The organism is Colwellia chukchiensis, from assembly GCF_002104455.1.
GTDB lineage: Bacteria > Pseudomonadota > Gammaproteobacteria > Enterobacterales > Alteromonadaceae > Cognaticolwellia > Cognaticolwellia chukchiensis.
Genome location: NZ_NBOC01000009.1, coordinates 77,416 through 98,824 on the forward strand (window position 1 = coordinate 77,416; position 21,409 = coordinate 98,824).

At 42.8% G+C, this 21,409-nt stretch carries 17 protein-coding genes; 8 read left to right on the forward strand and 9 right to left on the reverse strand.

The features are described from left to right. Window positions 1-26: 26 nt before the first annotated feature. From B6K83_RS11275 to B6K83_RS11310, 8 genes are all read right to left on the reverse strand, one after another. Window positions 27-2,180, reverse strand: coding sequence for a hypothetical protein (locus B6K83_RS11275; protein ID WP_085285028.1), 2,154 nt, complete (start codon window positions 2,178-2,180; stop codon window positions 27-29). Then, the gene (locus tag B6K83_RS11280; RefSeq protein ID WP_085285029.1) at window positions 2,177-4,723 is read right to left on the reverse strand and encodes a hypothetical protein; all 2,547 of its coding nucleotides are present in this window, start codon (window positions 4,721-4,723) and stop codon (window positions 2,177-2,179) included. Before B6K83_RS11280 ends, B6K83_RS11275 begins: the two co-directional genes overlap by 4 nt. Continuing rightward, window positions 4,723-6,369 (reverse strand): BatA domain-containing protein, encoded by a 1,647-nt coding sequence (locus tag B6K83_RS11285; protein WP_085285030.1) that lies wholly within the window; start codon window positions 6,367-6,369, stop codon window positions 4,723-4,725. The genes B6K83_RS11280 and B6K83_RS11285 overlap by 1 nt, the downstream gene beginning before the upstream one ends. After that, a complete protein-coding gene (locus B6K83_RS11290) occupies window positions 6,369-7,304 on the reverse strand; it encodes a DUF58 domain-containing protein (protein WP_085285031.1) in 936 nt (311 codons plus the stop codon). The genes B6K83_RS11285 and B6K83_RS11290 overlap by 1 nt, the downstream gene beginning before the upstream one ends. Before the next feature lie 10 nt (window positions 7,305-7,314). Next, window positions 7,315-8,361 carry an AAA family ATPase gene (locus B6K83_RS11295; protein ID WP_085285032.1) on the reverse strand — a complete coding sequence of 349 codons (1,047 nt, stop codon included), beginning with the start codon at window positions 8,359-8,361 and terminating at the stop codon, window positions 7,315-7,317. 35 nt (window positions 8,362-8,396) lie between these two features. Beyond that, window positions 8,397-9,098, reverse strand: coding sequence for a DUF4159 domain-containing protein (locus B6K83_RS11300; RefSeq protein ID WP_085285102.1), 702 nt, complete (start codon window positions 9,096-9,098; stop codon window positions 8,397-8,399). Between the two features lie 74 nt (window positions 9,099-9,172). Then, window positions 9,173-10,540, reverse strand: a complete 1,368-nt coding sequence (locus tag B6K83_RS11305) for a TldD/PmbA family protein (RefSeq protein ID WP_085285033.1) — start codon at window positions 10,538-10,540, stop codon at window positions 9,173-9,175. A 51-nt stretch (window positions 10,541-10,591) separates the two neighbouring features. Further along, window positions 10,592-12,220 (reverse strand): TldD/PmbA family protein, encoded by a 1,629-nt coding sequence (locus B6K83_RS11310; protein WP_085285034.1) that lies wholly within the window; start codon window positions 12,218-12,220, stop codon window positions 10,592-10,594. A 338-nt stretch (window positions 12,221-12,558) separates the two neighbouring features. Between B6K83_RS11310 and xthA the strand changes: the two genes are divergently transcribed. Continuing rightward, on the forward strand, window positions 12,559-13,368 hold the full coding sequence (gene xthA, locus B6K83_RS11320; RefSeq protein WP_085285036.1) for an exodeoxyribonuclease III: 810 nt from the start codon (window positions 12,559-12,561) through the stop codon (window positions 13,366-13,368). A gap of 76 nt (window positions 13,369-13,444) precedes the next feature. After that, window positions 13,445-14,269: a 23S rRNA (guanine(745)-N(1))-methyltransferase gene (rlmA, locus tag B6K83_RS11325; RefSeq protein WP_085285037.1), complete on the forward strand. Its 825-nt coding sequence runs from the start codon at window positions 13,445-13,447 to the stop codon at window positions 14,267-14,269. A gap of 73 nt (window positions 14,270-14,342) precedes the next feature. Here rlmA and yfbV read toward each other — a convergent pair whose 3' ends face one another. Continuing rightward, window positions 14,343-14,765 (reverse strand): terminus macrodomain insulation protein YfbV, encoded by a 423-nt coding sequence (yfbV, locus tag B6K83_RS11330; RefSeq protein ID WP_085285038.1) that lies wholly within the window; start codon window positions 14,763-14,765, stop codon window positions 14,343-14,345. Between the two features lie 180 nt (window positions 14,766-14,945). Between yfbV and B6K83_RS11335 the strand changes: the two genes are divergently transcribed. From B6K83_RS11335 to B6K83_RS11360, 6 genes are all read left to right on the forward strand, one after another. Beyond that, window positions 14,946-16,148 carry an acetate/propionate family kinase gene (locus tag B6K83_RS11335; protein ID WP_085285039.1) on the forward strand — a complete coding sequence of 401 codons (1,203 nt, stop codon included), beginning with the start codon at window positions 14,946-14,948 and terminating at the stop codon, window positions 16,146-16,148. A 2-nt stretch (window positions 16,149-16,150) separates the two neighbouring features. Further along, window positions 16,151-18,262 carry a phosphate acetyltransferase gene (gene pta, locus B6K83_RS11340; protein ID WP_085285040.1) on the forward strand — a complete coding sequence of 704 codons (2,112 nt, stop codon included), beginning with the start codon at window positions 16,151-16,153 and terminating at the stop codon, window positions 18,260-18,262. 560 nt (window positions 18,263-18,822) lie between these two features. After that, window positions 18,823-19,203: an ACT domain-containing protein gene (locus B6K83_RS11345; RefSeq protein ID WP_085285041.1), complete on the forward strand. Its 381-nt coding sequence runs from the start codon at window positions 18,823-18,825 to the stop codon at window positions 19,201-19,203. A 13-nt stretch (window positions 19,204-19,216) separates the two neighbouring features. Further along, a complete protein-coding gene (locus tag B6K83_RS11350) occupies window positions 19,217-19,561 on the forward strand; it encodes an ArsC family reductase (protein WP_085285042.1) in 345 nt (114 codons plus the stop codon). Between the two features lie 15 nt (window positions 19,562-19,576). Continuing rightward, window positions 19,577-20,722, forward strand: a complete 1,146-nt coding sequence (gene dapE, locus B6K83_RS11355) for a succinyl-diaminopimelate desuccinylase (protein ID WP_085285103.1) — start codon at window positions 19,577-19,579, stop codon at window positions 20,720-20,722. A gap of 1 nt (window position 20,723) precedes the next feature. Continuing rightward, window positions 20,724-21,404 carry a M15 family metallopeptidase gene (locus B6K83_RS11360; protein WP_085285043.1) on the forward strand — a complete coding sequence of 227 codons (681 nt, stop codon included), beginning with the start codon at window positions 20,724-20,726 and terminating at the stop codon, window positions 21,402-21,404. Window positions 21,405-21,409: the final 5 nt, after the last annotated feature.

The window sequence follows — 21,409 nt, forward strand, 5'->3', positions numbered from 1 at the left end:
AACCGCGTGATACTATAGATAAAATATCATGGTCCAGCGTACCATTTACGTTCAAGCCATAATAGCAACAAAAGTGTTAACATAATTAGCCAAAGATAACGCTTATCAACAGCTTGGTAGCTATGCCTTTTAACTAAAGCCTTGTTGGCTAATGCCTTATTGCTGCTATATTTTCTACTCGCACCCTGTTTACGCGCTTGTTGCCAGACCCTAAAATCTGCATCATCATAAAAATAACGCGCTTGGCTTGCTAATAGCCGTTGATCTTCTGCTAAGGCATGAAACTCAAGCCAACCTTTTGTCGGCGCACGAAAACGGCCGCACTTTTTCATGCCCGATAATGGATAACTGCTTAACGACACTTGCGGCGAATACACCTGTGCCTGTGGTGATAATAAACATATGTTGTGAAACTGTTTAGCTAAGCTTAATTCTGCAGGTAACGGCAATAGCCATTTAGTGTGATTATTGTTACGCAGTAAATGTGACAGTAAATATTGCCAATAATGACTATAAATTGCCGGTGATGTTTGTAATGCCCATTGATAGCTTTGCTGCAGCGATGACATTGCCACCACGCCTAAGCCTAGCGTTTGTTTAACCACCAAAGCCTGGCCTGAATTTGCCATTACTAGGCTTTGCGCTGAGTTTGCGATCAGTGCGATTGCAGCTTGTGCGCTCAGTGTTTGCGCATCGCCTAATGGCGGTTGCTTTGGCCAAGTAACATTAACCGACGCAAGTGTACTGTCTGCTGAGCTAAGGGTAAATAAGTTCAATAACTTAGTCATATCTTTATGGCTAGCTTGACTTTTTTTCCCTAGCAAACTGGCATCAGCCCAAATTAATAGCCCTAAACCTTGCGTTATGGCGTGATATAAAGCCGACACTTCGGGAGCGGATAACGCTAACAAAGCGCGACTGTCGATGATGAGCAGATCATTATTGGCTAATAATGATGCGCTTAAGCGATGATCGGCTGTTGCTTGCGCCTGCTTTTTATTACCGCCAACAGTATCGCTTACGCTAGCATAATGCGCGGCATTGATCGGGTTTAATAACTGCTGCGCCCACTGCTGCTCGCTTATTTGGCTAATAACATGAATTTGGTTACCTGTCTGGCTAAGCCATTGTTTTAACTTCCTAGTTTCAAACGAAGGTGCCGACTGCTTAACCAAGACCCGCACAGGCTGCGCTTTAACTACGCTCACCGCAATGGTTTCGAAAAGCCTTGCTGGTTGTTCAGATACAGCCTCAGTGACATTACTGGCTTTATTAGTGATGGCACTAAGCTGTAATTGGTAGCTAAATAACCCAGTGACCTTACTGGTGGTGGTTAATGAAAATGTTTCATGGTTGGTGAGTATCGCGCTATCAAGTACCTGATCATGATGTACTAAGCTCAAACGATAATGTTTGCTCTCATTAACGGCTCGTTGCAAACGACCGGTTACTGTTAGTGCTTGACCTAAATTTAATTGCCGCTGCCAATGTAAAGCAACCAAGCCGGTTTGCAATTGACTGGCGACATACTCAAATGTAATTACTGCGCTATTTTGCGTTTGCTGCTGTTGTTGAAACAAACGTAACGGCTGCCATTGCTGCTCTGTTAAGCCATCTCCCCATATTTTTAACTGCCTCGGTGCAGTATATTTAGCCCCAAACACGGGCCAAGCCCCCTCATTGGCGGTGCGCCATAGTCGAGTTAACTCAGTTACTGAGCGAACCTTGATAATTTTATGCTGATAGCGACTCAAGGCTTTAGGCATTGCATGTTGCCATTGCGCTGTTTTTAGCTCTGGCGCTAACCACCAAATACGATCTGCTAGGTGCAACGCTTGACTTACTTGCGGCGCTGAAATGTCAGCTAATTCTATTGCACCAGTCGCCCCATCACTTGTCAAACTGGGCGTTAGTAAAATATCAAATGCCGTGGGCTGAAGTTTGACCTGTACGGGTAATACATAAAGTAAGACGCTACTAAAAAACAGCCCGTTACCTAGCATTAGTAAGGCGCAGTGCAGCTTACTCCATCGCTTAGATCTCGGCACTTGCAGGCGATAAAAACGGCGATAAATTAACGTCCAGGTTAGCACTAAGCCAATAAGTGCCAAACTCAGTAACCACCAATGCTGGGCACTGTTAAGTGTTACTTGATAATGTTCACTTAAGGCTAGGGTCACAAGTTATCCTCTAAAAACTGGCCATAGTGTTTAATTAATGGCTGTTGGTGGATAAAATCAGTAACTTTACTGTGCGGCGTGGCCAGTGGCTGTGGTAATAACTGCTCTAGTTCACCGGCAAGTAAGCGCAGACAAGCGCGACATTGAGACAGTTGAAGTTGTTGCTCTAGTAATATTTGCTCAAGCACCGCCAACGCCGCCACTAAGGCGGGACGCTTTTCTATGAGTTGCACTATGCCTTGTTTCGCTGCTTCTACAAGAGCCAATTGCGCTATGGTTAGTACGCCTTTGTCGGTACGCACCTGCGCAAGTGCAGTACTTGCATCTTTTGTGCTAAGCAGTGCCTGTTGGCTTGCAACATCAGCATCGGTGCCGGTTTGTAAAAAGCGCTGCACTAATTCAAGTAACTTAGCAAAGGCTAGCTGGGTTTGATTTGATAGCTGACTCGGGTGAAAATGTGCTTGCTGTAGTCCCTGATCTAAAATATCGGTTTGCTCGCCTTGATAACGACGCTGTTCAGTGACTGGTGGCGGTTCAAATCCTAGCCGTTTAACATAGATACGCTCTGCTTTTTTCGCCAGCTTTAACAATTGCAGCGCTTGTTGCTCAAACGGCAGTGCTCGCTTTGGCTCTGCTAACATTAAGTGCAGTTCGGCTTGCCACATATTCGCTAAACTTTGTTTCATTAATGCTTTCGGATCTTGACTGGTCATAACGCCAACATCAGTATCTTCATGGTTATGACCATAACGATTAATCAGCGCCATTTTCCCCGATAAATCTAAGCCCTGTTGTACGCCGTTATGTTCATGCTCTAACAAAGCGTGCTGGGGTGATTCTGGCGTAATAACAGCATTACTAGCACCGCCGTGATCATGCACATGCACCTCGGGCTGAGCTTGCTCAGCACTGCTATGCTCCTTGTCCATTGTCACACCAACACTGTGCTGCTCTGCTGACTCATCACCTAGGTATTGGCCATATTTTACCTTTAATGCACTTTGCGCCACTCCTAGTAGCTCAGATCGCTCGGTAAATTCATGCTTTTTAAGCTGGCTTTTATCGGCAATTAACTCAAGGGTGTCAATAATAATTTGTCGTTGGCTTTTAAAGTACTCAGGCATAAAATCGATGACTATACCTTCGGCATTAATCGTTGAGCTTTCTTGCTCTAGCCAACGAATAATTTTAGTTTCCGATCGACTTTGTTGTGGCTCAGGCTGACGATTATCAGTAGCGATAACTGAGAAATAAAGCTCATCCCCCGGCACCATGCCAAGCGCTGCTAATGACCAAGTTTTAAAGTAATGTTGTTTTCCGTGTTGCAACTCGCTACGGTCAAAATCAAACTGTTGATCTCTAAACTTTACCGCTTCACCTGTGCCTTTGGCAATTGATGATAAAATTTTCACTTGGCTTACCGCAAAATCGTCGGTTATTTGCACCTGCGTATGAACCTTAGGCACACTGTTTTTTGCGTATTCGGTCACGGTATTTTTAGGGTAAATAAAACGAATATTTGGCGCCTGATCTGGGGTTAATGCGATACGGTAAATGCTGGCAAAGTTTTCCGCTTTGGCAACATCTTGCTCAACGACACTTAAATGATAAACCATGCTAGTCATTAACTTACGTTGTAAGCTATGACTGCCATCCGCGTTTTTTTGCAATATATGACGCTCACCATTAGAAAAAACCATCGCATACGTTAAGTTTGGCTGGCTAAAAGTAAAGTGCCACTGAGCACTACTGCCAACTAAGGTGGTAATATCTAAGCTCTCAGATCGCCAACTTTTGGCTTGCTGGTGCCCTATGCTGTAGGCAGGTGGCACAATTTGTACTTGCTGAGCAAGAATATCAAGCACAGGGGGTTGCTGTGCTATTGCACTAGGGCTCAGTGTATTGGGTTGAGCGCTAAGCTGCGCCTGATACCAAGCCAAGGTTTTATCGACAAGACGCATACTATGACTAAATGCAAGCAACACGCAAAACATTAACGCCGCCATGCTATGTAACGTTAACGTCCGCTTAGCTATTGTTGGCGATAAATCAGGGTAGTTATGTTGCGATTGCTGTTTGATTATGGCTTTAAAGCGGGGTTGTATTTTTGCGGTTTGCAGTTGTTCAAGACTTGACAGTTGCCCCGGTTGTTTTGCCAGCAATTGCGTACTATGTTCAAGATCAGCAAAGCCTTGGTTAAAGTGCGCAATCACATTAGTGTCTGTGATGTTAGCATAGGCGCGGCTGCGCTTGAGCAGCATAAGCTTGAGCGCTATTGCCATCAACAACAATACAAACGCCAATAATAAGCCGTTTGTAAAAGTGACAAGCGGTACGCTGACTAGTACAAAAACCAGTAAACCCATTGCGGCAAAACACTTTGGCAAAAATAGTAATACTTGCTGCAATATAAAGCGTTGTTGCCAACGTTTGCGCAATTGCCTTATTGTTTGTTGAAATGCGCAGTTTTGCGCTGCAGGTTTAGCGTCTGTCGGGCCAAGACGCCACCGCCAAAACGCTTGCTTTTGCTGCGAGCTAGTCATTAAGCACCAACCTTAGCCGAGGTTGCGCCTGCTGCACGCTTATCTTGCTCACGCGGCGGTTTTGGGCGCGTTAACTCACTAAGCCCGCGCTCAATAACCGACAACACTAACAATAAAATCACTAACCAAGTGTTATAGCTATCGCTTTCTTTTTGTTGCGCTGCGATTAAGTGTTGCGCCTGCGTTATCCGCTGCCTACTCGCCCAAGTCTCTGTATTTTCCGCTAGGTCATGGTTACTAATCAGCTGTTTTATTTGCCGCGCTGTTAACCTGTATTGCTGGCTTACTTGCTGTTGTTGCCACGCTGAGAATAACAAGTGTTTTAAAAAATTTGGCCACTGCTCAGTTAGTATTAAGTTACTCCAGCTTGGCGAGAACCGTGAGTGCAGTTGATAAAGTGTCCGGCTTTGACTGCGATGCTGATTATTTTGCTTAACATGAAGCGCTGCCGTACTGTTAATCCCCTCCCCTAATTGCACTTGCAATGCTGGCAACACCGTTAACGAAGTTAACATTGGCAAGGCGACACCTTTGTTGTCGTGAATTTGCCATAGGATGTCACTTTGGCCATTTTGATCATGAAACCCAAAGTCAGTTAATTGTTGAGCAATGTCGGTGGCAAGTGATCGGCGATAAATTAAGCCATAAGCACTGGGTGAATCTGCGCTGCCTGGCGTAATATCAAGCCCCACTGCTGGCAAAGCTTCAGCCGACGCAGTACTTGCGTCAACAACAATATGGCTAGTGCGACTTACCAACTGCTGTAGCGTCTGGCTAGGGGCTTGAGTAGATAAATAAAACAGCCAATCTGGTGGCGTTGCCAATACTTGCCGAATCTTTTCAGGATTTTTTAAACTTTGATCTAATAAACTGACTAACTCAAGTTTTGGCGCAACATACTGTTTAATTAAGCGAAACGCCTGCTGAAAATATTTAAGCTCATGTTGACGCGCTTGCTGGTAAATAATCAACACCTGCAGCGCATCAGGGTATTGCTTTGTTACCGACTCAGTCAGGGGTTTTATTTGCCAATTAATCTCATTCGGTAAAAATAACGGCGTATTTTCATCAGCAACAGTATATTGGTTGGCGCTATCTGTGACCCAAAGTGTGATCTGATTGGTTGCCGCTAAACCTTGACTAAACTCTTCTAGATACCTTAGTGTATTGCCCTGCGTTGTGTCCGACTGTTGCGAGGTTGACGCTGACGCTGACGCTGTTGGCCAATGCAATAATTGTTCGGCGGTTATTAAGCGAGTCTTAGGCGCTAATAAATACATCTCGACACCGCCACTTTCCGTGAGTAATTGTTGGCGCTCTGCTACATCACTATGCTTAAGCCAGTCTTTAGTGAATAAATAAACTTCAGCGGGCTGACGTGGCGGCTTAATGACACTAATATTGGCTAATAGTAATATCGAAACCACTAATAACAATAAACGCAACAGTAATAGCCAAATTTGTGTTAAACGCATGTGACGGAGGTTTTTCGGCTCTTTTACCTTAATCAAAGCTATATTAGCAAATGCCACCAAACGTGCTTTATTTCGACTTAACAAGTGCACTATCACGGGTAACATTAATGCCAACAAAGCGTAAATTGCCCAAGGGTTTTGCAGCACTAATGTTGGCAAACTCGTCAACATCACCACCCCTTGCGCTTGGCTCGAGCACTAAGAAAGTCGACTAAGCTTTGATCTAAGGCTTGGTCAATATTGGCGCTAAAATAACTACAATTTTGTTTTGCAAATTGTGCTTTTAACGCCTGTTCGGTTTGTTTTTTCTTGGCTAAATAATCGGTTCGCACTTGCTGGCCGGCAACATGAATTTCTGCGCCGGTTTCCAAGTCTTGAAATTTAATCAAGCCATGGTAGGGAAAAGTTATCTCATCGCTACTGTCTAAATGAAAGGCGACAACATCTCTTTGACCATGACTCAGTTTTGCCGTTAAATTCTCTAATTCATTTTGCGCTTGATGAAAGTCGCTAATGATCACAATCAAGGCGTTTTTCGCCACCTTACTTAGTGGCCCTATGATGGTTTTAGCGTCAGGGCAGCGTCCATGGGCTTGTAGTTTTGTTAACGCCAAGGTTAATTTTTGCCAGTGACGCTCACCGGGTAGACATGGTAAGCACTGTTGCTGCTGCTCTGATAGCGTTAAAAGCCCAACAGCGTCACCTTGTTGCTGTGCGATATATGCAATCGTGGCGGCTAAATAGCGCGCATAGTCAAATTTATGCCACTGCCCTTGCAGGGGTTGTTGCTCGCCATTATCAACCGCTTTTGGTTGTGATTGCTGCAACATAGAGCCGCTACAGTCTAGCACTATCCAAACGCTAACATCGCTTTCTCTTTCTGCTTCTCGTACAAAGTATTTATCGGAACGGGCAAACAGCTGCCAATCGATTTTACTGAGTTGGTCACCAGGCTCGTATGCTCTATATTGGCTAAATTCAATACCCACGCCACGTTGTTGACTGGCATGAATTCCGTGCAAAAAGCCTTGCGCTAACGTTTTTATCGCTAGTGGTAGCTCTTTTACCCGCAATAAGGTGTTGATATCAAAGAACGCTGGCTGCACTTGCGATGACCTAAGTTGATTGCAGTGGACTGGTGGGCACAGGCACTTGTTGCAAAAGCTGCTCAATAATATTATCTGGGCTAATATTGACTGCCTCGGCTTGAAAGTTCACTAAAATTCTATGCCTTAACACCGCAGGTGCAACAAATTGGAGATCCGCTAAGTTCATGGCGTAACGTCCTGACATCAAGGCACGCGCTTTTGCGCATAAAATTAATGCTTGTCCTGCTCTGGGCCCTGCTCCCCAGCGTACATGCTCGCGCACACTTTCACAGTCAAATTCGCTTTGTGTGTTGGCGTCACTGGCATTATTGGCCAGCTGTGTTGCTTTAGGGCGTGTCGCGCGCACTAGTCTTGCTGCGTAACTGAGTAATGGCGCTGACACTGTTACACTGCGCACCAGACCTTGCAGTGCAATCAGTTCTTCAGCGCTGAGTATGGCACTTATCTCGCTGTCGATATTGCCAGTGGTACGCTGCAAGATTTCAATTTCTTGTTGTTCGTTTGGGTAACTCACTCGAATAAACATCAAAAATCGATCAAGTTGTGCTTCGGGCAGTGGGTAAGTACCGGCTTGCTCTACAGGGTTTTGTGTTGCCAAAACAAAAAAAGGTTTCGGTAACTCATAGCTAGTACCCGCATAACTGACACAGCGCTCTTGCATTGCTTCTAACAAGGCCGCTTGGGTTTTCGGTGGCGTGCGGTTAATTTCATCCGCTAATAAAATATGGGTAAACACCGGGCCTTGCTGAAACTTAAAAAAACGTTCACCGCTGTCATGATCGGTTTCTAAAATTTCTGTGCCAATAATATCACTTGGCATTAAATCAGGAGTAAATTGCACACGTTTAAAATCAAGTGCCAGAGATTTTCCCAGTGAGCTCACCATTAAGGTTTTAGCTAAGCCAGGAACACCTTCAAGTAAACAGTGCCCGCCCGCTAAGATGCTGATCAACAATTCTTCTATCACATTTTGCTGACCGACAATGACCTTAGCAATTTCTACACTAACTTGTGATAATTTATCAAGCAGTTGCTTTATTTCTTGTTCTGACATTATTTTTTACTTTACCCTGGCTAAATTATAAGCGGTTAACTGTTCATGGCGTACATTACAATATTGACCGCAAAGCGTGTATTATCGACTTTTAACCAACGTTTATTACGAAAGTCATAATCCCACTCACAACCAAAATCTTTGTTAGAATATAACACCGCGATACGACCATCAATTTCTATAGCTTTTAAATAGTTATGTACTAAATCATCGCCCCAACCATTGAGTTCTATGCTGGTTCGTGGTGGCCCGTCAAAGTGAAAAAACGACGAGTATAAGGGGTGGTCATTAGCGATTTTTTGCAATGCCTGATCACCAAACATTTGCTGCATTTGCCGCTCAAAACTGCGGGCAAACATGCCATCGATATCATGATTACAATCATCCACAAAGACAAAGCCGCCGTTTTCTACATAACGTTGAAAGTTTTCTCTTTCTTGGCGATTAAATTGCACTAAGCGGTGACCTGCGAGATAACAAAATGGCGAATTAAGCATTTGCGGATCTGATAAGGGGATAACGCGCTCGTTAATATCCACCCGTAAACTGGTGTATTCAATTAACGCATTAAGAACATTGGCAGGCATTCTTTCGTCTACCTCCCAGTTACCCGACTCATAGCTTAAACGGGTAAAAAAGAAGTCAATTGCCTCACGCGCATTTAGCTGCTGCAGTGGCTTAGTTAACAGCCCCGCAGACAACAACGACATGGCACGAATAAAATTGCGTCGATTCATAAGCAACATAATAAAGGGCAAGTGTTTATGCCACGCTTGCCCTTTAAAAGCTTCTCCCTATCCCTTTCACTTAATTAAACCGCATCCGATAAACTGCTAAAGGTAAAGTCGCGTATTTTCATGGTTGGGATCATGCTGCCATTAATACGCTGTGGTTTACCTAAGGCTTCAATATTATTTAACATTATGATTGGGCTTTCATTGAAGCGGAAGTTTTTTATCGGGTACTTGATCTTGCCATTCTCAATATAAAACGTGCCGTCTCGCGTTAAGCCAGTATAAAGCTGAGTTTGTGGATCTAAGGCGCGAATATACCATAACCGTGTCACTAAAATGCCTCGGCGCGTATCTTTGATCATATCTTCCAAACTGTCGTTACCGCCGGCCATTATAATTTGAGATGGTCCGCCAAATAACCCAGATCCGGTATAAGCGGTTGGGGTATAAGCCACACCGGTTTTTTTCGCCCAATAGGGTGAGTTAGGCATATTGACGACTTTTCCATTTTTGATCCAGTCGGTTTTTTCAACCCGATGGCCATCACTGGCAAATGGTGCGGTGGGCGCTTCAGCGTGCATAGGGTCTGAATAGATATGTACGCGTTCATCGAACATTTTCTCTCCTAAACGGTTACTGGCTTGTCCCGCTTTCGCTGTTGATGACTTTTTACTTAAAAAGCTACGTCCTTCATCGGCAGCGCGCTGGTTCATATTGCCAAACATATTACTCAATAGCTGAACACTGGCTGCTGGCTCTAAAATGACCGTATACTTACCCGGCTCCATTTCTTTAGCGCCCGATGACCTGATTGACTTTTCAATCGCCACTTGTGAGGCAGTTTTAGTGTTTAAATGTTTAACGTCGCTGTAATCTCTGCTCACCCAGCCTGAGCCTTTACCGTCTTGGGTTCTAATGGTGACCGTAAAGTCAACATTAGTGGCTTTATTGTATGCAAACAAACCTTTACTGTTCATGATAGCAACAAAGGTAGTGGCATCTTGTAAAAAACCAGACGAGACCAATTTATTGGCTTTTGACGGTTTAATGCTATCTTCTGCGGCTTGCGCTCTGTCTGCTGGGGTAACGTTTGATGTTGAGGCAAAGGCACTTTCAGGTTGTAAGTATTTTTGCGGGCCAAAAATCGGCATATGCTCGGGATTTTCAGGAGCGAGCTTTGCTAACTCTTCTGAGCGCTTAACCACTTTCCTTAACGATGCATCGTCAAACTCATTGATGGTGGCAACCCCAGTGCGCTTACCAAAGGTTGATTGCACCGCTAAAGTTAAGTCACTTTGCTCTCCCGCTGTTGATACCGTATTGCGCGCGGTGCGAATATTGCCACCGACTTGGCCGTCTAAGTTACACTCACATTCATCAGCGTTAGAAAATGAAAGTACTTTTTGTAATAACGTTTTCGCATGTTGTTCTGTTAAAATTGTCATGACGCTTTGCTTCCTTTTATACTTTATTTTTATCGTCAACTATGAGTGAAATTATACTTTACGCGCAGTATTAATGACGTTGATGTTGTTAAACCGCGTTGTTGGACAGCCGTGCGATACCGCACTCACTTGTGACGGTTGACCTTTACCATCAAAAAATGAACCACCTAAGCGATAATCTGACTTACCCGCGAGTGCGGTACAACTATTCCAAAATTGTTGCGTGTTTGATTGATAGGCAACATCTTCAATTTGCTCGGTAATTTTGCCATCTTTAATTTCAAAAAATAATTGACCGCCAAACTGAAAGTTATAGCGCTGTTGATCAATTGAGAAAGAGCCTCGACCGGCAATATAAATGCCATTTTCTACATCTTTAATAATGTCATCAGCTGAAAGGTCTTTTTCATTGGGCTTTAATGAGACATTGGGCATACGTTGAAACTGAACATCACGCCAACTTTGCGCATAACAACAACCATGTGACTCTTTTTGATCTATCATGTGCACCTGATCACGAATCGCTTGATAATTCACTAGCGTGCCATCTTTAACTAAATCCCACGCTTTGGTTTTAACCCCTTCATCATCATAGCCAACGTTGCCTAGTGAGTGTGCTTGGGTTTTATCGGCAAATAAATTTACAATATCAGAGCCATAATTAAATTTACCGCTACGCCATTTATCTAAGGTTGCAAAACTGGTACCGGCAAAGTTGGCCTCATAACCTAACACCCTGTCTAACTCTAATGGATGCCCTACCGACTCATGAATAGTGAGCATTAAGTGCGCAGGATCTAAGACGAGATCGTATTTCCCCGGCTCTACCGATTTTGCTTTTAACTTCGCTTGTAATTGTTTGCCAGCCGCTTTCGCATCTTCAAGCATATCGTAGGAGTTTTTATAACCCACGTTAGCACCTGAAATACGAATTTTATCTTCTTCTTTGCCATCTAAATACTCAAAGCCCATACCTACGGGGTTGCCTAAACCGGTCCGTTGTTTAAAGCCTGACTTGCCTACCGCAGTAGCAAAAAATGGTGCCCATAAACGATGAACATCTTGATCAATGTATGAACCATCTGTCGAGGCAAAGTATTTTTGTTCATTCACTAAAAATAAAATAGAGGTAATATAATTAGCACCGTGGGCCATAGCGGCATCATTTACTGATAACAGCAAGTCCACTTTGTCTTTTATTGGTATTGCTAGCGCGTTCTTTTTAATGGGGGTTTTCCAACTAACCTCGCCAACACCTGTTACCGGCGCTAGTTGCACTGGCACGGTTTGAAACTTAGCATTTGCCAAGGCCACAGCCACCGCTTTTTCTGCGGTTTTCGCTATGCTATCTGGCGTCATATTCGAGGTAGAGGCAAAGCCCCATGTACCATTGGCTATAACACGAATACCTATGCCCGCTGACTCCGTATTGACTATGTTATCAACACGTTTTTCTTGTGTGGTGACAAATTGGTTTAAATAACGACCAATGCGCGCATCAGCATAGCTAGCACCTTTCGCTTTCGCGGCATTGAGCGCAATATCAGCCAATTTTTTTTTATAGGCAACATCCATGGGTTTATCTAGTAATTGCTCAGCTGATACCGCAAAACCAGACATCGGCAACATCAACCCGCCGGCGCCAACGCCAGTCAGCTTAATAAAATCACGTCTTTGCATTTCCCTTCCCTCAATTTATTTTTATATTATTAACATTTTCATAACACAGTCGACTATAGCCAACATACACTATTTGTTGCAACTGTGCTTTTAACTTATAAATCTTATATATTAAATCAATGAATTTACTAGACTTAGTAACAAAAACAGCCAACTAAGCAGCACCAATATCAGCGTGCAGTTTATAACAAAGCTTAAAAATCATACTACTACGCTTTGTTAATAATGCGTAACAAATTATGTCGTTTTGATAAATTTCATAACGCGAAAACAATTCTCTTTCGCGCTTATTTATAAGTTCTGGTAGCATAGGCGCAAAATCATTGTTGAGTGGTAAAATGAAAATCATTTCTTTTAATATTAATGGCCTGCGTGCCCGTTTACATCAATTACAAGCTATTATTGACAAGCATCAACCCGACATTATTGGCCTGCAAGAAATCAAAGTGCATGATGAGGCTTTTCCTTTAGCGGACGTAGAAGCCATGGGCTATCAAGTCTATTTTCATGGTCAAAAAGCCCATTATGGTGTTGCAATGCTGTGTAAAAAGCCTGCTGATGTGGTTATTAAAGGCTTTCCTAGTGATGATGACGATGCACAAAAACGCATGATCATGGTACAAACCACCGATGAAAAAGGCGAAAAAGTAACGGTCTTAAACGGGTACTTCCCGCAAGGCGAAAATATTGCGCATGAAACAAAGTATCCTTATAAACGTCAGTTTTACAAAGACTTAATGCTATATTTAAATGAAAATCATACACCTGATGAAAACCTTGTCGTGATGGGCGATATTAATATTTCACCGACAGATTTAGACATAGGTATAGGTGAGCCAAATCGTAAGCGTTGGTTAAAAACCGGTAAATGTAGCTTTCAGCCAGAAGAGCGCCAATGGCTAACAACATTAATGGATTGGGGCTTTAAAGATACCTTTAGAGAACTACACCCAACACGCAGCGAAAGGTACTCATGGTTTGATTATCGCTCACGTGGCTTTGACGATAACCGAGGTCTGCGCATTGACGTGATACTTGCCACTGAAAAATTTGCCAGTCGTTGTATTGACGCCGATGTTGATTATGAGCTTAGAGGTATAGAAAAACCCTCTGATCACGCGCCTATTTGGGCGACGTTTTCCCATTAATGCTATGCTTTCATAGCGCCTTTAAATGAATAAGAAAGGGCTAAGTGTCCTTTCATCACTATAAGCAAAAAAGCATATGACTGCCCAACATTACACTTGCCCCTTGTGCCATTTAGCCTTAGTCGGTGACGAGCGCGTTTACCGCTGTGCCAACAACCACAGTTTTGATCGGGCAAAAGAAAATTACGTAAACTTATTGCCAGTGCAATTTAAACAGTCGAAAAGTCCAGGTGATAATAAAGCCATGGTTAATGCACGTCGGGAGTTTTTACAACAAGGTTATTATCAGCCCTTAGCGGATCGACTCGTGGCCTTATATGAAAAGTTCTGTGTCAGTAACGCTGATCATGCCAATATTGTACTTGATGCAGGTTGTGGTGAAGGCTTCTATAGCCATCAGCATCAGTACGATGATACGACTGTTTATGGTGTTGACATTGCCAAAGACGCGATCAAAAAAGCAGGTAAAAAATACCCACAATGTCACTTTAGTGTCGCCACCTTATCAAAACTGCCATTTGCCGATAATTTATTTTCTTGGATTGTTTCTGTTTATGCGCCAATTTTAGAGCAAGAATTTACCCGAGTGTTATCTGACGATGGCTATTTAATAACGGTAACGCCGGCTAAACAGCATTTATTAGCGTTAAAACAACACATCTACCTTGAAGCAAAAGAGCATGATGAAGAAAAATTAGCCATTGAGAAATTAAGGTTAGTACACCAAGAAAATCTCAACTATGAAATGGTGATGAAAACAGCGCAAGACACTTTAAATTTATTAGCCATGACACCATTTGCGTTTAAAGCCAGCGAGCAAGTGAAAACCACTTTAGCTGCGCTTAAAACCTTTCGCTGTCAGGCTGACTTTTTGATCCGACTTTATCAAAAGCCGCAATAAAAAAAATGCGCTATCAATGATAGCGCATCTGCAAAAGTTAACCTATATCGTCTGTTTGAGGCGTTAGCTACTTTTAAAACTTGCTTTGAAAGCTTACGTTTAATAAATAAGCAAGATCTAAGTAACGTGGTCGCTGAGTCGATAGCTTTATTTCGCCACCATTTTGATTGATTTGTGCGACACCTTCTTTATACCAGCTTGCCAGTGCCGGCGGTAAAAACTTATCCGCTTTAACGCCCATAAAAATTAGCGCTTGTAACGGAAAGCTGATTAAACAAAGGCTATAAAGTAGTGCTTGCGGTAAAATTGCCATTGAGCCAAAGTATAGCTGCATAAGTAAACAAAACAGCGCTAAACCTGGCATCACCTTACACACCAAGCGGCTTATTTTAACCGCTCGATATTCAGCAAAGTAACCATTAAGCTCGTTACGTTCAGGCCATAAATGCATGTATTTTCGGCCCAGTGAGATTAGTTCTAATAATGACAGTTTCATGGCTATAAACTACAATATAGCCTGCATAAAAGCTAGTATAAAATTGTTACCCACCCCATGAGCACCGACTCATAAAACCGAGAGAGTGTGCCTAAATTTATTGCTTAACATCAATACTCAGAAAAGCTTATTCGTTATAATGACCGCCATAAAAGCAAATTAACTACGGCATTTTAAATTATGCAAAATAAATTTATTTTAGTTCTTAACTGTGGCAGCTCATCATTAAAGTTTTCCTTAATTGATCCTGAGCTTGGTACAACGCTGTTATCTGGCTTAGCACAGCGTTTATTATCTGAGCAGGCCAGTATTAAAATTCATTATAACGCCAGCCATGAGCAACAAGAGATTGCCGCCCCCTATGATCATCAAGCGGCGATTTTAGTGTTAGTCAAACAATTACAGCAGCTAAATTTGATCTCTTGTGTCAAAGCCGTAGGACACAGAGTCGTGCATGGCGGTGAAAGCTATTGCCAACCCACGTTAATTAACGCTGATGTCAAAGCAAAGATAAAACAGTTAGCCCGTTTAGCACCACTCCATAATCCGGCCAACTTAACTGGTATTGAAGCCGCTGAGTCGGCATTTCCCGAGCTTGCGCAAGTTGCCATTTTTGATACCGCTTTTCATCAAACCATGCCGGAAAAAGCCTATATTTATGGTATTCCTTATGCACTCTATAAACATCATGGTATACGGCGCTATGGCTTTCATGGCACGAGTCATTACTTTGTTGCCCAACAGGCCGCTGAGCGACTAGAAAAACCACTCGCACAGTGCAGTTTTATTAGCGCGCATTTAGGCAACGGTTGTAGTATTGCTGCCATCAAGAATGGTAAAAGTGTTGATACTAGCTTAGGCATGACGCCGTTAGAAGGCGTTATGATGGGCACTCGTAGCGGCGACCTTGATCCAGGGATTATCTTTTATTTAATAAACCAGCTCGGTTATAGCGTAGCTGACGTAGAACAACTGTTAAATAAAGAAAGTGGCTTATTAGGCATTTCAGAATTAAGTAATGATTGTCGCATCATTGAAGATGCTTATATCGAAGCACATAACCAGCAAGCTGGCTTGGCCTTAGACGTATTTTGCTATCGCATAGCCAAGGCCATTGCGGCATTTACCGCTAGTTTAACCCAACTTGATGGCATTATTTTTACCGGTGGTATCGGTGAAAACTCAAATCTTATTCGTGAAAAAATTATCAGCCAATTGAGTTTACTAAATTTTGAAATTGCCCCAGATGCTAATGTAGCGATGCGCTTTGGTCAATCTGGACTCATCACGCGTGAAGGCTCTCGCCCAGCTTGGGTAATCGCCACCAACGAAGAATGGGTGATTGCTGAGCAAACGTTTCAATTGCTTAATGAAAAGGATTAATAATGGCACATAGAATTATGTTGATACCCGCCGGTTTTGGCGTTGGCTTAAGCAGTATAAGCTTAGGGCTTATTCACGCTTGTCAACAACAAGGTATTAATACGGGACACTTTAAGCCGATTTCACAACCTGCACGTAATTGCAGAAATAAAGCCAGTGCGCAAGCCAAAGCCAATGAAAATTCATCATCTATTGCTTTATCTTATGTCGAGCAACAAATTGGCGATGGCCGCAGCGATATAGTCTTAGAGCAAATTATTGAAAACTTCAATGCCATTGACAAGGCACATGATGTGGTGATCATTGAAGGCTTGATACCCACCACTCGCCAACCTTATGCTGGTCGAGTTAATCGTGATGTTGCGCGAGCGCTTTCTGCTGAAATTGTGCTAGTGGCGGCACAAGACAATGATTCGTTAGACGAGTTTGAAGATCGCATCGAAATGAGCGCCGAAACCTTTGGCGGCATCAAAAACCCCAAGCTTATCGGCTGCATTATTAATAAGATTAATGCCCCAGATAGCCATGAGTTTGGCTTGTTACCTCGTGAGCAAGAATTTAATACCGCACTCGATATTGCCCCGCTCACTAAGCTTTCAATATTTAAAAGCCAACATTTCAATTTATTAGGGGCTGTACCTTGGGAAATGGATCTTATTGCACCTCGCGTTGTTGATATTGCACATTATTTAAATGCCGAAATCATTAACGCCGGCGATATGGATCACAGGCGCGTTCGTAGTATTAGTTTCTGCGCTCGTAGTGTGGATAATTTAATGAGTCACTTGCAACCAAGTCGACTCATAGTCACACCCGGTGATCGTACGGATATCATTATTGCCACTTGTTTGTCGGCATTAAATGGCACCAAAGTTGCGGCGTTAGTTTTAACCAATGGTTATATACCCAACGAAAGCATCCAAAGCTTATGTCAACAAGCGCTTGATGTTGGTTTACCGGTACTTTCTGTACCTTGGGATACCTGGCAAACATCACGGCATTTAATTAACTTTACTCCAGATATTCCGCAAGATGACGTACAACGGCAAGAGAAAGTCAAAGAGTATGTTGCCGAACACTTAACCCCGAATTGGCTATTACAATTAGGCAATCAAGCGCCCATCAGCGAAAAAATGTCGCCGCCAGCGTTTCGTCATAAGTTAACTGAGCTTGCTCGACAAGCAAATAAATTGATCATACTTCCTGAAGGCACAGATGTACGAACCATAAAAGCTGCAGCAATTTGTGTTGAACGCAACATTGCCCGCTGCCAGTTGCTAGGCGATAAAGACACCATCTTACGCATTGCACAACAACAAGGCATTCATTTACCCGACGGCTTATTGATCACAGACCCTCGTACTATCCGTGAAAACTATGTGGCACCTATGGTGCAATTACGCAAAGCCAAAGGCATGACAGAGGTAGTCGCAAAACAGCAATTAAAAGAAGACATAGTGTTAGCAACAATGATGTTACAATTAGGCCAAGTCGATGGCTTAGTTTCTGGCGCAGTGAATACAACCGCCCACACCATACGTCCAGCGCTTTCTTTAATTAAAACCGCAGAAGGTAGTGCGTTAGTATCGTCAATATTTTTTATGTTGTTACCCGATCAAGTGCTAATTTATGGCGATTGTGCCATCAACCCAGAGCCTAACGCAGAACAACTTGCCGATATCGCAATTCAGTCTGCCGACTCTGCTATACAATTTGGTATTGCACCAAAAGTTGCCATGATCAGTTACAGTACCGGTACTTCGGGGTTTGGTGCTGATGTTGAAAAAGTGGCCGCGGCAACCAAAATTGCTCAACAAAGACGACCCGATTTAGTTATCGATGGTCCATTGCAATATGACGCTGCAATTATGGAAAATGTTGCTCGTAAGAAAGCGCCAAATAGTCCGGTTGCCGGCCAAGCAAATGTCTTTATCTTTCCCGATCTCAATACCGGCAACACGACATATAAAGCAGTACAACGTTCGGCAGATTTAGTCAGTATTGGCCCTATGTTACAAGGTATGCGAAAACCTGTGAATGATTTATCACGAGGTGCATTAGTTGACGATATCGTTTACACCATTGCACTGACGGCAATTCAAGCACAAGCTTAAACAAGGTTTAGCTGCCAGTTTTCTAACTTAATCGTATTTAATAACTGGCTTTACATGATATAAGGCATTAATAGTATATTTTAATAACTTATTACTAAATAATGTCCAACTTCAATAGGCGACACTTTTTAACCAACAACCAAAACTGTTTAATAACAAATAGTTAGATAGTTAAACAGTAGTTGCTCACAACGATATCCACAGCTTATGTGGATATCGCATTCTACGAGTTAATAAACAAACGCATGAACTTAGGCAATAATTTTACAACTATACTCAGCATTACACCGACTTGACGTTAATAATCACGTTAAGCACTTTAAAATACAATTTATCTGTTAATAAGCCAAGTGAACTTTGATCATGGTGGATCCTTTGGGTCGCACTTGTTCTCCACCGTCGCTACTGCCATCAAATTGTGTGTGCTGTAATTCAAAAACATTATGCCACAGACGATTACCCGAAAATTTTAGCGCTCATGCACGCCTATAAGCGCTAGAGTTCAAAGCAATTAAACGCTATAGTGTCAGCACAATATACTTATTAAATGAGTTGACTATATGAGTAACTTAACCCTGCGCCAACTTTCTGAAACCTTTGCCATCCATAGTTTACGGCGAGAAAGTACAATTCCTGATGCGGTTTATAATGCGCCCATTTTTTTCTTAGCTAAAACCTATGATGAGATCTCTATCGTTATTCCTGAACACATTGAAATTGACAGCGAAGACGCTGAGCTTGGCTGGCAAGCCTTTGAAGTTGTTGGCCCGTTAGACTTTAGTTTAACCGGTATTTTGTCAAATATAGCGACTGTGCTTGCCAACGAAAAAATCAGCATTTTTGCTATTTCAACCTTTGATACTGACTATGTGTTAGTAAAATCAGCAAAGTTTGCAGCCGCTAAAACGGCACTCATTAATCATAACTACCAAGTAATTTAATATAGGATCCCAAATGACAGTACTGTATGGCATAAAAAACTGCGATAGTGTAAAAAAAGCGAAAAAATGGTTAGAACAAGAGCACATTCCTTATCAATTTCATGACTTTCGTAGCGAAGGTTTCAATGCCGAGTTATTACAAACACTACTTAAATATACTGAATTACCTTTACTGTTAAATAAGCGCAGCACCACTTTTCGTAATGTCGACCAAGCAACAAAAGATAACCTCACCGACGAAGTAATAAAAGAGCTGCTGATAGCGCAACCGACATTAATAAAGCGCCCGTTATTACAACATCAGCACACGCTTTTGGTTGGTTTTAAAGCTGAGCAATATCAAGAAGTTTTCGCTTAGATGGCAAGTATTATTATGACAAAACATAGCGATAGCACCATTGCCTTAGCCCAAGAGCTAATCGAGCGCCCTTCAGTTACGCCAGAAGACTTTGGTTGCCAACAGCTTATGGCGGAGCGTTTAGCCAAATTAGGCTTTAACAACGAAACCATGATCTTTGCAGACACCACTAATTTATGGTCGCGCAAAGGTAATGCTGGACCGGTATTTTGCTTTGCAGGCCACACCGACGTGGTACCCGCGGGGAACCTTAACCTTTGGCAAACGCCGCCATTTGAGCCGGTCATTGCTGATGGTATGCTTTATGGTCGTGGTGCAGCCGATATGAAAGGCAGCTTGGCCGCCATGATAGTTGCCACAGAAAAGTTTGTTGCCGCACACCCTGATCATTTAGGCTCGATTGCATTTCTGATCACCAGTGATGAAGAAGGGCCATTTATTAATGGCACAACACGAGTAATTGATACACTGGAAGCACGCAATGAAAAAATTGACTATTGCATTGTTGGCGAGCCATCAAGCACGGCGCAAGTAGGTGATGTTATTAAAAATGGCCGCAGGGGTTCAATTTCAGCAGAGCTTCACATTCATGGCAAACAAGGCCATGTTGCCTATCCCGAACAGGTTAATAACCCAATTCATCTTGCTATGCCTGTGCTTGCTGAGCTGAGCCAAATGCATTGGGATAACGGTAATAGCTATTTTCCAGCCACCAGTTTTCAAATAACCAATATCTCGGCAGGCACAGGTGCTACCAACGTTGTACCTGGTCATTTAACCGCGTCATTTAATTTACGTTACAGCACAGAGTTAACAGCGCAGATGATCGTTGATAAAGTTGAAGCTTTACTGACACAGCAAGCGTTAGACTTTGACATTGACTGGGTATTTAATGGGCAGCCTTTTATCACTGAACCCAGCGCCTTTTTGTACAGTGTGGTTCAAGCCATTGAAACCTGCTGTCAAATAACGCCTGAACTGTCCACCAGTGGTGGCACCTCTGACGGCCGATTTATCGCACCAACGGGAGCACAAGTCGTAGAGCTCGGTCCCTGTAATGCCACAATTCATCAAGTTAATGAATGCGTTTCGGTCAAAGATTTAATTTTGCTAACCGATATTTATTATCAAACCTTAGTCAATGCATTAACGAACCAATAGTATGCGCGAGTTAGAGTTAATTTTAACAGGCAAAACTGACCACCATATTCACTGGTTATCAGAGCGTATTGGTATTCATCACGAGATGTCTGAGGCGTTTGCGCAACTTAAACTAGCCGCCAAATCGGCCGGGTTTGAGCTCGCCATTGCCAGTGGTTTTCGTAGCTTTGATCGACAACTGGCAATTTGGCAAAATAAGTTTATAGGGCGCACGGCAATAAAGGATGCTGCAAACCGAGTATTAGCAACTGGGCAGCTTAATGATGTGGATAAAATACACGCCATTATGCTATTCTCTGCCCTGCCTGGTGCAAGTCGTCACCATTGGGGTTGTGATATTGATATTTATGCAGAGAACTTATTACCCCAAGGTAAATCATTAGCGCTCGAGCCATGGGAATATCAAAATACAGGTTATTTTTATCCATTAAGTACTTGGTTAAAAAAGCATGCCAGCGACTTTGGTTTTTACTTTCCCTATGATAGGTTTCGTGGCGGTGTCGCAGAAGAGCCTTGGCATCTGTCTTATTTGCCTTTGGCACAGGGTTACCAAGCCAATTATAATGAAGCACTTTTAGCCAAAACACTTATCAACAGTGATATACATGGTAAAGCAGTGCTGCTGACAATGTTACCTGAGCTTTATCATAGATACATTGTTAATGTTGCGGCTGCCAACTAGCACTA